Origin of the sequence: Bacillus sp. DTU_2020_1000418_1_SI_GHA_SEK_038, assembly GCF_032341175.1 — a bacterium.
Lineage (GTDB): Bacteria > Bacillota > Bacilli > Bacillales > Cytobacillaceae > Cytobacillus.
Genome location: NZ_CP135435.1, coordinates 1,881,947 through 1,896,431, shown reverse-complemented (window position 1 = coordinate 1,896,431; position 14,485 = coordinate 1,881,947). Strand labels below are relative to the sequence as shown.

General features: G+C 38.2%; 18 protein-coding genes. All 18 read right to left on the bottom strand.

The features are described 5' to 3' along the window. Position 1 precedes the first annotated feature (1 nt). Complete coding sequence (gene fliQ, locus RRV45_RS09435) at positions 2-271, bottom strand: flagellar biosynthesis protein FliQ (RefSeq protein ID WP_315668557.1); 270 nt, start codon at positions 269-271, stop codon at positions 2-4. Between the two features lie 17 nt (positions 272-288). Then, on the bottom strand, positions 289-954 hold the full coding sequence (gene fliP, locus RRV45_RS09430; RefSeq protein ID WP_315668556.1) for a flagellar type III secretion system pore protein FliP: 666 nt from the start codon (positions 952-954) through the stop codon (positions 289-291). Next, positions 951-1,610: a flagellar biosynthetic protein FliO gene (locus tag RRV45_RS09425; RefSeq protein ID WP_315668555.1), complete on the bottom strand. Its 660-nt coding sequence runs from the start codon at positions 1,608-1,610 to the stop codon at positions 951-953. Before RRV45_RS09425 ends, fliP begins: the two co-directional genes overlap by 4 nt. A 29-nt stretch (positions 1,611-1,639) precedes the next feature. Beyond that, the gene (locus RRV45_RS09420; protein ID WP_315668554.1) at positions 1,640-2,002 is read right to left on the bottom strand and encodes a response regulator; all 363 of its coding nucleotides are present in this window, start codon (positions 2,000-2,002) and stop codon (positions 1,640-1,642) included. Between the two features lie 18 nt (positions 2,003-2,020). Continuing rightward, the gene (gene fliY / locus RRV45_RS09415) at positions 2,021-3,346 is read right to left on the bottom strand and encodes a flagellar motor switch phosphatase FliY (protein WP_315668553.1); all 1,326 of its coding nucleotides are present in this window, start codon (positions 3,344-3,346) and stop codon (positions 2,021-2,023) included. After that, positions 3,333-4,334 (bottom strand): flagellar motor switch protein FliM, encoded by a 1,002-nt coding sequence (gene fliM / locus RRV45_RS09410; RefSeq protein ID WP_315668552.1) that lies wholly within the window; start codon positions 4,332-4,334, stop codon positions 3,333-3,335. Before fliM ends, fliY begins: the two co-directional genes overlap by 14 nt. Before the next feature lie 46 nt (positions 4,335-4,380). Continuing rightward, a complete protein-coding gene (gene fliL, locus RRV45_RS09405) occupies positions 4,381-4,809 on the bottom strand; it encodes a flagellar basal body-associated protein FliL (RefSeq protein ID WP_315668551.1) in 429 nt (142 codons plus the stop codon). After that, complete coding sequence (locus RRV45_RS09400; RefSeq protein WP_315668550.1) at positions 4,799-5,020, bottom strand: flagellar FlbD family protein; 222 nt, start codon at positions 5,018-5,020, stop codon at positions 4,799-4,801. Before RRV45_RS09400 ends, fliL begins: the two co-directional genes overlap by 11 nt. Positions 5,021-5,073: 53 nt before the next feature. Continuing rightward, positions 5,074-6,270 carry a flagellar hook protein FlgE gene (locus RRV45_RS09395; protein WP_315668549.1) on the bottom strand — a complete coding sequence of 399 codons (1,197 nt, stop codon included), beginning with the start codon at positions 6,268-6,270 and terminating at the stop codon, positions 5,074-5,076. Between the two features lie 78 nt (positions 6,271-6,348). Beyond that, a complete protein-coding gene (locus RRV45_RS09390; RefSeq protein WP_315668548.1) occupies positions 6,349-6,738 on the bottom strand; it encodes a TIGR02530 family flagellar biosynthesis protein in 390 nt (129 codons plus the stop codon). 15 nt (positions 6,739-6,753) lie between these two features. Then, positions 6,754-7,389 (bottom strand): flagellar hook assembly protein FlgD, encoded by a 636-nt coding sequence (flgD, locus tag RRV45_RS09385; protein ID WP_315668547.1) that lies wholly within the window; start codon positions 7,387-7,389, stop codon positions 6,754-6,756. An 11-nt stretch (positions 7,390-7,400) separates the two neighbouring features. Beyond that, positions 7,401-8,639, bottom strand: a complete 1,239-nt coding sequence (locus tag RRV45_RS09380; protein WP_315668546.1) for a flagellar hook-length control protein FliK — start codon at positions 8,637-8,639, stop codon at positions 7,401-7,403. A gap of 32 nt (positions 8,640-8,671) precedes the next feature. Further along, positions 8,672-9,286, bottom strand: a complete 615-nt coding sequence (locus tag RRV45_RS09375) for a MotE family protein (RefSeq protein ID WP_315668545.1) — start codon at positions 9,284-9,286, stop codon at positions 8,672-8,674. Positions 9,287-9,294: 8 nt separating this feature from the next. Beyond that, positions 9,295-9,738 carry a flagellar export protein FliJ gene (fliJ, locus tag RRV45_RS09370; RefSeq protein WP_315668544.1) on the bottom strand — a complete coding sequence of 148 codons (444 nt, stop codon included), beginning with the start codon at positions 9,736-9,738 and terminating at the stop codon, positions 9,295-9,297. Positions 9,739-9,743: 5 nt separating this feature from the next. Beyond that, positions 9,744-11,063, bottom strand: a complete 1,320-nt coding sequence (fliI, locus tag RRV45_RS09365; RefSeq protein ID WP_315668543.1) for a flagellar protein export ATPase FliI — start codon at positions 11,061-11,063, stop codon at positions 9,744-9,746. Continuing rightward, positions 11,060-11,845, bottom strand: coding sequence for a flagellar assembly protein FliH (gene fliH / locus RRV45_RS09360; RefSeq protein WP_315668542.1), 786 nt, complete (start codon positions 11,843-11,845; stop codon positions 11,060-11,062). Before fliH ends, fliI begins: the two co-directional genes overlap by 4 nt. Continuing rightward, complete coding sequence (gene fliG / locus RRV45_RS09355) at positions 11,829-12,845, bottom strand: flagellar motor switch protein FliG (RefSeq protein ID WP_315668541.1); 1,017 nt, start codon at positions 12,843-12,845, stop codon at positions 11,829-11,831. Before fliG ends, fliH begins: the two co-directional genes overlap by 17 nt. A 12-nt stretch (positions 12,846-12,857) precedes the next feature. Continuing rightward, positions 12,858-14,453, bottom strand: coding sequence for a flagellar basal-body MS-ring/collar protein FliF (gene fliF / locus RRV45_RS09350; RefSeq protein ID WP_315668540.1), 1,596 nt, complete (start codon positions 14,451-14,453; stop codon positions 12,858-12,860). Between the last annotated feature and the right edge of the window lie 32 nt (positions 14,454-14,485).

Genomic DNA, 14,485 nt, shown 5'->3' with positions numbered 1-14,485 from the left:
ATCATCCTATAAATCTAGTTAAATTCGAAAATATCTCGCCAGCATATGAAAGCATATGACTGAGCATCCATGGACCGAAGAAAACAAGTCCGGCTAACACAGCAACAATTTTTGGAATAAACGCCAGTGTCTGTTCTTGAATTTGTGTAGTTGCCTGAAAGATACTGACGATTAACCCTACAACTAGGGCAAGCACCAACAAAGGGCCACTAATCATTAATACCGTTATAATGCCTTGTTCTGCAATTGTTATTACGGATTCAGGAGTCATTTATTATTTTCACCTGCTTAAAAGCTTTGTAAAAGAGATTTGACAACGAGATACCATCCATCTACTAGAACAAATAATAATATTTTAAAGGGCAATGAAATCATCACTGGGGGCAGCATCATCATACCCATTGACATAAGAACACTAGCTACCACCATATCAATTACAAGAAATGGAATAAAAATCATAAATCCAATTTGGAACGCCGTTTTTATTTCACTAATGGCAAAAGCCGGGACAAGAGCTGTTAATGGAATGTCCTCTATTGATTTAGGTGCTTCTGCTTTTGAATATTCAAGGAACAAAGCTAAATCCTTTTGCCTCGTATGAGCACTCATAAATTCCTTAAATGGAATCGCGGCTTTTTCGTATGCTTGTTCTAAGTTAATTTCTTCATTAAAAAGCGGTGTAAGTGCTTCTTCATTTACCTGCTGAAAAGTAGGTGCCATAATAAAAAATGAAAGAAATAAAGCCAGTCCGATTAGAACTTGATTAGGGGGCATTTGCTGTGTGGCAAGCGCCGTTCTGACAAAGGAGAGAACAATTATTATTCTTGTAAAGCAAGTCATTAAAATGAGAATACCGGGTGCCAATGATAAAACTGTAAGCATTAATATGAGCTTCACAGATGTTGAAACATTGGCAGGCGAACTATTGTTAAAAAACTCCATAAATTCATTCATTGCTCGTCTGTCCCTTTCTTCTCCATTTCTTTATATAATTGCTTTCTTCCTTTTGTGATATCTTCCAATTGTTGTTTGAGTAAACTTTGAAAGTGGTTCCCTGGTTTTTCATCTGGCTGTACATTTTTTCTTAGTTGAAGAACCTTTGTCACAATATCGCTTGGTTGTACAAGCTGTTCCATCTTTTCGTTATAATCGGATAGGAGCTGATTATACTCCTCCTGATCTTCAATTTCCATCAATAGCTGGATATTTTCCCCTACACCTACAACTAAAATCCGGTTTCCTACCTTTATTAATTGAATGGAACGGTTTGTGCCAAGTGCCGTTCCGCCTAAATTCTCAACAAGCTGCGAGCTTTTATACATCTTACTTTTTTTATTAATGAATTTAAGCAGAAAATATAATAGTCCGACAACAAAGACAGTGGCAAAAATCATTTTGACAAAATCAAAAGCATTCAATCCAACCTTAACTGGCTGTTCATTCTTGGTTGTTTCCTGTTTTTGAGGAATCTGATCTTGATCACATGTATCTGGATGTTCTATACAATCTTTTACGCTATTTACTTGCTCTGCATAGGCTGGTGCATGAATCCCTAGCAGAGCAAAGCTTATTAAAAACAGCGAAAAAATTGTCCGCTTGAAATATTGCAATATACTGCACCCTCTAAATGAAATATTCATTAGCCCAAAGTTTTGGAAATAGCCTCAATCACACGGTCAGCCTGGAATGGTTTTACGATAAAATCCTTTGCCCCAGCTTGGATTGCATCAATAACCATTGCTTGCTGCCCCATCGCTGAACACATAATAACCTTCGCATTCGGATTAATTTTTTTTATTTCTTTAAGAGCAGTAATTCCATCCATTTCCGGCATCGTAATATCCATTGTCACTAAGTCAGGCTGTGATTCTTTATATTTTTCAACTGCCTGTGCACCATCGGCTGCTTCTCCGACTACTTCATATCCATTTTTTGAAAGAATATCCTTAATCATCATTCTCATAAAAGCTGCATCATCTACAATTAAAATTTTGTGAGCCATCTCTGTTAACCCCCGTGCTTATTTAAGTTTTTTAATTCGGTCACTTTGACTAATAATATCTGTTACACGAACTCCGAAGTTCTCGTCAATCACAACGACCTCTCCTTGAGCGATAAGGCGATTATTGACTAGAATATCTACGGGTTCCCCTGCAAGTTTATCTAATTCAATGATCGATCCAGCAGATAACTCAAGAATTTCTTTCACTGATCGTTTTGTTCTTCCTAGTTCAACAGTTACTTGCAACGGTATATCAAGCAGCATGTTTAAATTTTTTGATTCAGATTCTTGGAGCGAATATGGTTCAAAGCTTGAAAATACTGCAGGCTGAACAGTCGGCTGTACTCCCCCAGGCAAAGCAGAACCAAAATGCTGTGGACCATTTTGATGGTTCACTGCTTGTGGCGGCGGGTAGAATGCTGGTTGCGCCTGATATGCTTGATGTACCTGTTGAGCTTGTTGAGCTTGAGGCGCTTGCTGCCAACCCCCATTTGATGGAACCATTTCTCTTTCTGAATAATTGTTTTGTGAATAGACATTGTCCTGAGCGTATATCTCTGCAGGCTGTTTATTTAGTGTCAATTCAGAGTCCTGATAGGCTGGGAAGGAATCCTCGGCTTCTTTCATTGTACCTGAAATATTCTCTGGTTCTCCTCCCGGATTTAACAATTCATTGACTAAACTTTTAGCAAATTGCAGTGGCAAAAGCTGCATAATATTAGAGTCAATTAAATCCCCGATCTTCAACCGGAAGGATATTTTTACCAATATATCTTCTCCAGGAATTCGATTTGTTCCCTCTCCCTGCGGAATATCTAAAATATCAATCGAAGGAGGTGAAATATCAACTCTTTTGCTAAAAATGGTAGACATTGAAGTTGCTGCAGATCCCATCATTTGGTTCATTGCTTCCTGCACAGCACTTAGCTGAATTTCCCCCATAAGATCAGCAGGGTTTTGTCCATTTCCGCCTAACATTAAATCTGCAATAATCGCAGCATCTGTTTGTTTAATGACTAATAAATTACTGCCTGAAAATCCTTCTGTATAACTAACTTGGATCGCAACGTATGGATGCGGGAATTCTTCATGCAATTTTCTAGGCGGTATGGTCGTTACTGATGGTGTCGTTATTTCTACTTTTTGGTTCAGTAAGGTTGACAATGCTGTTGCTGAGCTTCCAAATGAAATGTTCCCAATTTCTCCTAAAGCATCCTGCTCCATTGGAGATAGGAAGTCTTCTACATTTAAGGTTTCATCAAATAATTCAGTCTCATCATCGTCATCTACCCCGCGTAATAGCGCATCAATTTCATCTTGTGAAAGCATATCATCGCTCATCATCGTCGTCTCCCCCTTTCACGATGTCTAATACTTGAATAGCAAGTTTTTTGTTTACTTTGCCTGGCTGTCCGATAAATTTAGGTATATCGCCCACTTTAATGAGTAAAGGCTGATCAATTGGTTTATTTAGCTCGATCACATCACCGATATCTAACATAAGAAAATCTTGAATGCTGATTTCAGAAGTGCCAAGTTCTCCAACAATGGATACTTCTGCACGATGGATATGCTTTTCAAGCCTGTCTAACTCCTCAGGAACTCTATCTTTTTTATCTGTTTGCATCCAATAATGGACAGATAGCTTCGGAATAATTGGTTCAAGAACGACATGTGGAATACAAATATTCATCATACCGCTCGTTTCACCAATTGTCGTATTTAACGAGATCACTACAACCGTTTCATTCGGCGATACCATTTGCAGAAATTGAGGATTCACTTCAAAATCCATTAGCTGCGGATCAATTTCTTCAATGGTGCTCCAGGCTTCCATATAATTCTCAAATGCTCGTTCAAAAGTGGCAGACATAATTTTTGTTTCTATTTCTGTTAAAGTATCAACCTTATTTATACTCGAACCTTTTCCGCCCATCATTCTATCCATTAATGCGTAAGCAATATTAGGATTGACTTCCATCAGGATTCTGCCATCCAAAGGGGGCACCTCAAAAACATTTAAAATTGTCATTTTTGGGATGGATCTAATAAACTCTTCATATGGAATCTGATCGGCTGATGCGACAGTAATTTGGACATAAGTTCTTAATTGTGCAGAGAAGAAAGTAGTTAATAGCCTTGCAAAGTTTTCATGGATCCTTGTTAAACTTCTAATTTGATCCTTTGAAAAGCGCAGCGCCCTTTTAAAGTCATAAACCTTTACTTTTTTCTCAGTCTGCTCTTTTTTAAGTTCCTCTGCATCCATTTCTCCTGTTGACAATGCAGAAAGCAGCGCATCTATTTCACTCTGTGATAAAACTTCTCCTGACATGAAATCTCACCTCCAGCCTTTGACTATAAATTTTAATAATGATGTTCTATTGGAGGAGATTTTCAGTAATATATACCTGTTCCACTTCACCTTTTTGCAAAATCGTATTAATTTTTCCCTTTAAATCATCTTTTAGCTTTTTTTGACCCTCTTTACCTTGAATATCTTCGGCTGTCATTTCAGATAGTTCTTGGATAATGATGTCTTTAACTTGAAAATCTCTTTTTTCTAGTTCCTCTTTTGCTTTTTTACTATCTGTTTGAATTTTAAATGAAATACGGATGAAATCATTGCTTGCTAAATTAGTTGTGATTTGCGGAACGTCCACAGATGCCTCTAAAACTTCATCAATTGTCGGTTCTTTCGGACCAGAATTATCATTAAGCTGCTTAACAATAATAACCGCGACTGCTCCAACTAAGGCAATAGCCACAAGCAATATTAACATGATCATGACCAGCTTATTATTCTTCATTCTCTCTTTCTCCCATTTGCTGCTGCCCGAAAAGGCTGACAGATTGATAGAATTCCTTTACTAGTTTCGAAACAGCATCCTCCGATTCTTTTACAACATATTTACGCCCATTCGTTAGTGTGATGGTTGTATCGGGAAATGACTCTATCGTTTCGATAAACACTGCATTTAGTGTAAATGGTTTTCCATTTAGGCGACTAACTTTAATCAATGTTATGTTCAGGGCCCCGAGATCCAAGCCTCAAGACCCTGTCCCTCCCTTACCTATCGTTTTAGGTTAACTAACTCTTGTAAAATTTCGTCTGAAGTTGTGATAATTCTTGTATTTGCCTGGAAACCACGCTGGGCTGTGATCATTTCAGTGAACTCTTCGGAAAGGTCTACGTTGGACATTTCGAGAGCTCCAGCAGCGATTGAACCGCGACCACTTCCAGGGACATTAATATTTGCGGTACCTGAATTAATTGTTTCTTGAAATAAATTGTTGCCAGCTTTCAATAATCCAGAGGTATTACTAAATTTTGCTAATGCTAATACACCTTGATTTCTTATCAATCCATTTGAATATACTCCACTTACCTCGCCAGTTGGTCCAATACTAAAGCTTTCTAATTTACCTGATAAATTTCCATTAGGATTTGCTTGGGCTGTAATAGAATCGCCCTCTTGTTTCAAAGTGTCTACGCTTATATTGACTGTCCCTGTTGGAAGTCCAAGAGTTGTCAAATTGAAAGACGTAGGATTACTAGTATATGGTGGTGTATTTGCCGCATTATAAGGTAATGCAATTACCTGTGCTGGTACCGGAGGGTTCGCCATTTGGTTTGATAAATGAATTTCCCAGGCTCCGTTATTCTCAACATACTGATAATCTAAAGTATGTTCAACACCATTAGTATCAACAACTTTCATTTGTTGCACCTCACTAGTTGCTCCAGCTAAAACAGTTGTTGGATCAGGTAAACTTCCTTCCAATTTTATTTCATCAGTTGCCAATGGAGGCAATGTAGCATTAACATTCACTTTAATATCCTCAAGTACTCCATTATTATAGGCTTGTACTTTTAAGCCATTTGCATTAACAAGGGTCCCGTTATCATCTAAATAAAAATTTCCTGCTCTTGTATAAAAAGTTTGTTGACCATCTTTAACAACAAAGTATCCATCCCCATCAATTCCTAAATCAAGGGTGCGATTAGTAGTTTGTAAACTAGAACCAGTATGAATGGTATCAATTGTTGCTAGCGAAGACCCTAAACCGACCTGTATTGGATTTGTACCTCCACGGTTCTCAGTTGCGGCACTTGCTCCAGTTACCATTTGATTCATTGTATCCTTGAAAGTTACACGACCTTTTTTAAATCCCGCAGTATTAACGTTAGCAATATTATTCCCAATAACATCAAGCTTTGTCTGGAAATTTTTCAATCCGCTTATCCCTGAATACATTGAACGTAGCATTATAGTTTTGCTCCTTTCGTATGTAGCTGCTTCTGTCATTCCGCAGCTTAGGCTTCCTAAAAAAGGTCCAGCCCTTATTTATTGATCTAAAAGAATAGTGCCATTAATATTTGTGAATATTTGTGTTCGGGCTTCTTCCCGATCCATTGCCGTGATCACTGTATTGTTTTTGGCGCTGACAATGAGTGCCGCATCTTTAAGCAATACGAGTGATTCATTTACACCCTTTTGTCTAGCTTCGAGAACTTTGTCTGCAATTTGCTTCCAGTGAGATTCATTAATTTGAATGCCTCTTTGCTGCATGCGATCCTGTGCGTGTTTACTCACTATTAATTTACCTTGTGGATGAAGAGCCGTTTGTAGATGGGCGGCAAATTTTTGAGAGCTTTGCAATTCTGGCTTAAATGGTTTGGCCTTCGGGCTTAAAACGGCTTTCGATTGAATCGGATGAAACATCATTTTATCCATTCAATCACCTTCTCATTATTCTATTTTTGTTATTTGTGAAGCAGTGATGGTTGTTGTTTCATCATCTAGCTGAAACAGAGTTTTTCCATCTTTAAAGGAAACTGATTTAACTAATCCTGTTTTTTCTGCTTTATCTGCTAAGTATGTAACGGATTTTCCAATCATCATGCTCGCTTGAACCATCGCATTTTCTTTTGATGTTTCATTAATTTGCGAAATATTGCCCGGTTCTAATTTCGTTCCATCATCTAAGATAAAAAGAACATTGTTATCCTTAAACTGAACGGATGCTACTCTCCCTGTTCCTTCTTCTATTACAGGAGTTCCACCCTGTTCCTTTGCTTCAGAGACTTTATGCCATGTAATGTCCTTGCCGACAAATTGGTTATAGGCAATTAATTGACTTTGCTCCTGAACCTTCACGAATTTATCCATTGATTTTCCCATATTCGTTATTTGCTCTAATGTTGAGAATGTTGCCATTTGGGCAATGAAGTCTTTATCCTGCATCGGATTCATCGGGTCCTGATTTTGCAGCTGGACCATTAGAATTTTTAGAAAATCATCTTTCCCTAAAACATCCGAGCCAGTTTTTCTCTGTTCTTTCTGATAGCTTGATAGCATTAAAGACGAATCAATCGTATTAGTCATTTTTATCACACCTAAGCTTCTGTATTAAGAAGTGCTTCTTCGAATGAGTGGTTAAAATCTCCTGATTGTTTTTCTTGACGCTCATCCTGTTGCTGTCTTTCCTGACCTTGATGTTGCCCTTCACGGTTATAGCTGCGTTCCTGAGAAGTAAAAGCTTGAGAAATTTCAATTCTCTCCACTTGAATGTTTTGCGATTGGAAGGCTTGTCTTAACCCGTTCAAATGCGACTCCATCAAATCTTTTGCATTACCTGTGGAAGTAAGAATTCGGGCAATGATATTTGAATCCTTTTGAATTAGCTCTATTCTAAGTGAACCGAGATGTTCTGGATTTAACTTAAGGAATAACCTTTGAGTCCCTCCGCTTTTCAGCAATTGGCTTTTAGATAGAATGGATTCAAACTGTTCAATCAGCTGCTCGGCTGAAACAGGTCTGCCAGTACTTGATAGCATAGTTAGCTGCTCAGGTTTTGATAATTGCTGAAATTGAATGAATCCTTGATGATTAACAGGCTCAGATTTATTCAAAGCTTTAGCAATATGTTCCCCCGCCTTGTCGGTGACCGCAACAGCCTTTCCATTCAATTCATTTACAAGGGCTTGAAAGGTTTTCTTTGCAAACTCCCCTCTTTCAGAGGAATTTGTATTATTTAATGCCATTTCTAGCTTTTCAGAGATATTCTTCATGAATTCTTTTAACTTAAACTGATTACCTAAAGAATCCTGATGTGCAGATAACAGCTCAAATAGTTTGATTGCTTTCATTGCTTGTCCAAAGTCTCTATTCGGTTCTATTTTCATTTCTTGCTTTTGAATAGAAATAATCGATCCGATGAGTGCAAGGATCATATCTATTTGTGATTCATCCTCGTCTCTTGATTTTTCAATCTTTGCTGACGGACTGATATCACTGTAAAATTTACTTAATAGCTCCAAAAGTTCATCAGATGATAGATTCAGCTGATCTTCAATTATTTTGATGATCTCTGCATTACCTATTGAGGTTTCTCCAAGAAGTTCAGCCCCATTTTCAAGTTCAAATACATCTGTTATCTGTAGAAATTGAAGTAAATGTCCAAGTTCATCACTTGGTAAATTATTTGTAGAAATATCAGTTTGTACTGGGGTTGGTGAATTCCCCATTAATCCTGCAACCAAAGCGCCAAATCCGCTTGGGACTTTACCAGGTGAAGCTGAATTTCCGTTATTGGATACAATTGTATGAATTGCTCCTAGTCCGGTCATTTCCATTTTTCCACCCCCTTTCATTTAACTCTTTAACATTATGGAGAATTTTGCAACTGATTTTCAGCGTTCGCTGTTAACAGTTCCGTGTACCGGGCTGCATCTTCCGGATTCATCTTTTCCATAATGGCTGCTAATGTATCAGCTTTAATGCTTGAAAGGATTTGCAAAGCCTCTTCCTCACTCATTTGTGAAAGAATAGGAGCAGCCTTCTTTGCTGAAATCGTTTCATAAGTTTTGATAATATCCTTGAATGCCCGTTTATTTTCTTCTTTCATTGCTGTTAATTCGATAATTTCTTCTTCAAGTCGTTCTTTTTCAATTTGTACTTGTGAAATTTCTTCGTCTTTACTCTCGATCTGGGTTTCAAGCTTGGAAATTTTCGCTTCCCGGTCTTTAATTTCCGCTTCAAGTTCAATCATTTTTGACTCCAGCGCCTCAAAGCTTTCGGGACTTTCATCATTGATTGCAGATGATATAAATGGAATTTTCTGACCGTATTCCTTTGTTATTTCAAAAACATTAACCCCGAGGATGGTCATCACTATAAGGGCTACTGTAATCGCAAATAACAGCGGGATAAAGACAACAAATATGAAACCTTGGAATCTTGATTGTTTTTTTTCTTCTTTCTCTTCTAGTACCTTATCCACTTTACCACCTAATTTCCCCGATACATATAATGCTGAATCGAGATATCATCCATTTGCCTTCCCTCTTGCAGCCTTACATCTTCAGCAAAATTCGTCATGTCTTTTTCTTTAATTTTTTCATACTTCTTCACTTCTACATTTTTCTCAAGCAGCCTCTCCTGCTGAAAATTCATGTGATTTCGTGCATTCATAACAATTTGCTGATAATGCTCGATCGTTCTTTCCAATTGATGAATAAAGTGCTGATGATGCCTAATTTCTTGCACTGGCAACCCATTGACTAGCCTGTAAGATTGATAGTCTTCTAAATCCTCTTTCTTCTTAAGGAGTTCATATAATTTTTCAGCAGCAGTTTCAAATCTTTTGACTGATTGATTATAAATGTTAAGTGCTTCATCCTTTTCTCTTTCTTTAATCGTAAGGATTTTTTCAAATTTGAATTGGTATTGCATGAAAATTAATCTCCTTTCCCTAAAATGCTCTTTAATTGGTAAACACTTTCTTGAAAAGTTATTTTTTCATGCGTTCCCTGCTTTAAAAAGGAAATAATATTAGGGTAGAGCCTAATGGCTTCATCAATTTCAATGGATGAGCCTTTTTTATAGGCCCCGATATTTATTAAATCTTCGGCATTTATATAAGTACTTAATGCTTCCCGTAATTTCTCCGCTGCTCGTACATGTTCGGTTGGAACGATATTATTCATGACCCTGCTGACGCTTTTTAGCACATTAACAGCAGGATATTGACCTTTATTAGCAAGTGCGCGATCAAGAACAAAGTGTCCGTCTAATATCCCGCGCACCGTATCAGCAATTGGTTCATTCATATCATCGCCATCTACTAAAACAGTATAAAATGCTGTAATGGACCCTTTTTCATTTGTTCCGGTTCTTTCGAGAAGCTTCGGCAAAATGGCAAAAACAGAAGGAGTATACCCCTTTGTTGTCGGGGGCTCACCTATTGCTAGTCCAACCTCTCTTTGCGCCATTGCCACCCTTGTAACTGAATCCATCATCATCATGACATTTAAACCTTTATCTCGAAAATATTCAGCAATTGCTGTTGCTGTATAGGCACCTTTAATTCTCATTAATGCTGGTTGATCAGACGTTGCTACGACAACAATAGAACGGCTTAAGCCTTCTGGACCGAGGTCGCGCTCAATGAATTCACGCACTTCTCTGCCGCGCTCTCCGATTAGAGCAATGACGTTCAAATCCGCTTTCGTATTCCTGGCAACCATGCCTAGCAGAGTACTCTTTCCCACACCACTCCCTGCAAAAATTCCAACCCGCTGTCCGATTCCAACAGTTAATAAACTATCGATCATCCGAACTCCTACCTCCATAGCGGAAGAAATAGGGGGTCTTTTGAGCGGATTTGGCGGAGCTTGCTCAGTTGGTGCAGAAGAAAGTCCTTTCGGCAATGGCGTTCCATCAAGAGGCTGCCCTATTGAGTCAATGACTGAACCAATCAGCTGCGCCCCAACTTTAATTTCCAATGGCCTTGAGGTCGCTTCTACTAAGCTGCCAGGTGAAATATCATTAATGGTTGTATACGGCATCAAAATAACTTCTTCGTTTTTGAAACCGACTACCTCTGCCTGTATGGTTCTTTTTCGCTTACTGCCTACATGAATATAACAAACATCGCCAATGGAACTTTCAGGGGGGCCCTGGGACTCAATCATTAAACCTACCACTCTTTTTACACGTCCATAGCGTTTAAAGGAGTCTAGCTGATCAATTTCCTCAATGACATCCAAGAGCTTCATTCCTGCTCACCCTCTAGCATTTCAACAAGCTTTCGTTTTATTTCTTCTAGCTGACTATCAATACTTGCATCAATTCTCCCATTAACGGATTCAATAATGCAGCTTGACTCTCCTAATTCATCGTCTGGATAGATAAATAAATCAATTTCTCTTGGAAAAAGTATTTTTAGTTCTTCCTTATTTGAAAGAAGATAATCATAATGACTTGGATGAACATGCAATTGAATTTCCTGATTATCCCGTGCTTCCTTTAACGCTCGCTTCACGATAGGTAAAAATTCTTCCTTATTTTCTTGAATCGTTTTCCCTAAGATTTTCTGAGCAACTTTGAGACCGATTTCGAGAATCTCCCTGTCGGACGATTCAACATGCATTCGATAATCATTCTTTGCGGAATCAACTACTGCTCGTGCAGATTCAATAATTTCAAGATATTCTAAGTAGCCTTTCTCTCGGCCCTCTTCATATCCGGAAGCATACCCTGATTCATGTGCCGCTGCAGCGATGTTTTCTTTTTCAATTTCAAAAGATTGAACATCTTGCTCTAGCTGCTGACGAATTAACTCAGCCTCATGCCTAGCAAGGCTTATTATCGATTCTGCTTCCATTTCAGCTTCTGCAATAATTGATTGTGCCTGTTCTGAATGATTTATAGGGGTAGGTTCAAAGTCATCTTCTTGTTTTTCCGGCTTAAAAACTTTAATAGAAATAATCTTTTTTTCATTAACATTATTGTCAGCCAAAGAGGGAACCGCCTTTATTAATCTAGACAATAATATCATCTCCCCCGCCTCTAGCAACGACTATTTCCCCAGCTTCCTCTAGACGTCGAATGATTGCCACAATTCTAGATTGCGCTTCTTCTACATCACGTAGTCTAACAGGACCCATGTATTCCATTTCGTCTTTAAAGGTTTCAACCATACGTTTAGACATATTTTTGAAAATAATTTCCTTAACTTCATCACTTGAAACTTTAAGCGAAAGCATAAGATCCTCACTTTCACAATCGCGGATAACTCGCTGAATGGCACGGTTATCGAGGGTAACAATATCCTCGAATACAAACATTCTTTTCTTAATTTCTTCTGCAAGCTCGGGATCCTGAATTTCTAAAGCATCCAAAATTGTTCGTTCAGTAGAACGGTCAACTCCATTTAGGACGTCCACAACTGCTTCAATTCCGCCAGTTTGAGTGTAGTCCTGTGTAACAGTTGCTGAAAGTTTTCTTTCGAGTATTTGTTCTACTTCATTAATAATTTCTGGTGCTGTGCTGTCCATGACTGCAATTCTTTTCGCAATATCTGCTTGCATTTCCTGTGGGAGCTCCGATAGAATTTGCCCTGCTTGAGCGGCATCCAAATACGATAATATTAGAGCTATCGTTTGCGGGTGCTCATTTTGAATAAAGTTAAGGATTTGAGCAGGATCTGCTTTCCTTGCAAAGTCGAAAGGTCTCACCTGCAAGGATGATGTAAGCCGATTAATGATAATAGCTGCCTGCTCATTCCCAAGCGCTTTTTCTAAAACCGTTTTTGCATACCCAATTCCGCCTTGTGAAATATAATCCTGAGCCAACGCGATATTGTGAAACTCCTCTACAACTTCTTCTTTTGCCTGTGAATCAACTTTTTTGACACCAGAGATCTCTAGAGTTAATTTTTCTATTTCTTCTTCACTTAAATGCTTATATACAGACGATGCAACATCAGGTCCAAGTGATATAAGAAGTATGGCTGCTTTTTGCTTACCTGACAGCTCTTTTTGATCTTTCCTTGCCATTACCCATACCCCCTAATCTTCAGCAATCCACGTACGCAGGAGCTTTGCAAAATCCTCTGGCTTTTCTTTTGCCATTTTTTCAAGCTGTTTTTTGCGCATAGTACTTTCTGTCTCAAGCTCCTCATTTACGTCTGGAACATGAATGACTTCCTCAACTTCCAATAGTTCCTGTTCTTCTGCTTTTTGTTTTCTTCTTGCCCTAATAAATAGGAAGATTAATAGAGCGATAATGGCAAGAAGCACACCACCTACAATGTAAGCCCATAGCGGAAGAACTTGCTTAACATCATTAGGGAATTCTACTTTGCCTTTGAATGGCTGAACTGACACTACGACCTTTTCATTAATTGCTTCTTCCGTTAATTCATCTGATCCGGCCTTTTTATCGATTGTTGTGCGAACAATCGTGGCAAGAATTTTTGTAATATCATCTACTCTTTCCTGAGGAAGAGTAGTTGGATCATCAGGCTGTGGAGGTTCAACCATAACTTGAATGCCTAAATCTCTAACTTTATATGGGCTCTCAACAATTTCTTTGCGAATTTTATTTACTTCATTATTTATGGTTTCTTCGATTTTTTCATAATCACCATTCGCCCCATTTCCTTCTAAATAAGAAGAACCTGGAACATCTGCAGGATCCCCGGCAGCTGTTAGACCGCCTGCTTGATCTGCATTTCCTGTAAAGGTTTCTGTTATTTTTTGGGCGCTAATAGCAATCCCAGCCATATTTTCTTCATCGACTGGAGTGACGAGATTTTCTTCCCTGTTCTCTTGGGTAAAATCAACATCAGCCGTCACAGACACAACAACCTTGTCATGTCCCATTAATGTACCAAGCATTCCTTGTACTTGGCGCTGCACATCTCGTTCAATTTGCTTTTTAATTTCATGCTGTTCAGCAAATGTTGAACCTGGTGTAGAATTTTGATTATTTTTTAGATCAAAGTACTCAAAGAATTGATTAGTAATGACGATATTATCAGTAGGCAAATTGGGAATACTTTTTGAAACTAAATGATAAAGAGCTTGAATTTGGGAATCTTCAAATTGATAACCTGGCTTTGTATTTAGAACAATGGAAGCTGATGCTTCTTCAGAAGGGTCTTTAACAAATATCCCTTTTTCGGGAAGGTTTATCATGACCTTTGCGTCATTTACCCCTTCAATCCCTCTTATTAAATTGGCTAATTCTGTTTGCATTGTATCTAATTTGATCATTTTAAATTCATTTTCCGTTGTTCCAATGCCTGCGTTCTGACTGAAAAATGAATAATCAATATTGCCGGATTTTGGAATACCCTCAGCCGCAAGTTCTACCTTAAGTGTATCCACAACTTCTTCTGGTACTTTAATTGTTGTTCCGCCATCAGCAATTTCAGATTTGATACCTCTTCCGTCTAGGCTTTCTTTAATAGTCCCTGTTTCAGAAGGTGTAAGATTGCTATAAAGCGGAACTAGTGTACTTCTAGTCGCTAGTATCGATGCACCTGTAACAATGATTATAAATAAAAGGACGGAACCAAAAAGCATAATTTTTTGCTTTTTGGTTCGATTTTGCCAAAATTCTTGGACTTTTTCTTTATAATTCCGAAACGATTCTTTCATTTCAATCCCCCGGTTATTCTGTCTCATTCTTT

What these genes read in the sequence shown, in the direction of transcription:
- flgD (WP_315668547.1), bottom strand. Translation starts at nt 7,389, where the DNA reads ATGACTAATACGATTGATTCGTCTTTAATGCTATCAAGCTATCAGAAA.
- fliH (WP_315668542.1), bottom strand. Translation starts at nt 11,845, where the DNA reads ATGATATTATTGTCTAGATTAATAAAGGCGGTTCCCTCTTTGGCTGAC.
- fliQ (WP_315668557.1), bottom strand. Translation starts at nt 271, where the DNA reads ATGACTCCTGAATCCGTAATAACAATTGCAGAACAAGGCATTATAACG.
- fliY (WP_315668553.1), bottom strand. Translation starts at nt 3,346, where the DNA reads ATGATGAGCGATGATATGCTTTCACAAGATGAAATTGATGCGCTATTA.
- RRV45_RS09390 (WP_315668548.1), bottom strand. Translation starts at nt 6,738, where the DNA reads ATGGATAAAATGATGTTTCATCCGATTCAATCGAAAGCCGTTTTAAGC.
- fliI (WP_315668543.1), bottom strand. Translation starts at nt 11,063, where the DNA reads ATGAAGCTCTTGGATGTCATTGAGGAAATTGATCAGCTAGACTCCTTT.
- RRV45_RS09380 (WP_315668546.1), bottom strand. Translation starts at nt 8,639, where the DNA reads ATGGAAATGACCGGACTAGGAGCAATTCATACAATTGTATCCAATAAC.
- RRV45_RS09420 (WP_315668554.1), bottom strand. Translation starts at nt 2,002, where the DNA reads ATGGCTCACAAAATTTTAATTGTAGATGATGCAGCTTTTATGAGAATG.
- fliF (WP_315668540.1), bottom strand. Translation starts at nt 14,453, where the DNA reads ATGAAAGAATCGTTTCGGAATTATAAAGAAAAAGTCCAAGAATTTTGG.
- RRV45_RS09395 (WP_315668549.1), bottom strand. Translation starts at nt 6,270, where the DNA reads ATGCTACGTTCAATGTATTCAGGGATAAGCGGATTGAAAAATTTCCAG.
- fliM (WP_315668552.1), bottom strand. Translation starts at nt 4,334, where the DNA reads ATGTCAGGAGAAGTTTTATCACAGAGTGAAATAGATGCGCTGCTTTCT.
- fliG (WP_315668541.1), bottom strand. Translation starts at nt 12,845, where the DNA reads ATGGCAAGGAAAGATCAAAAAGAGCTGTCAGGTAAGCAAAAAGCAGCC.
- fliJ (WP_315668544.1), bottom strand. Translation starts at nt 9,738, where the DNA reads ATGCAATACCAATTCAAATTTGAAAAAATCCTTACGATTAAAGAAAGA.
- fliP (WP_315668556.1), bottom strand. Translation starts at nt 954, where the DNA reads ATGAATGAATTTATGGAGTTTTTTAACAATAGTTCGCCTGCCAATGTT.
- fliL (WP_315668551.1), bottom strand. Translation starts at nt 4,809, where the DNA reads ATGAAGAATAATAAGCTGGTCATGATCATGTTAATATTGCTTGTGGCT.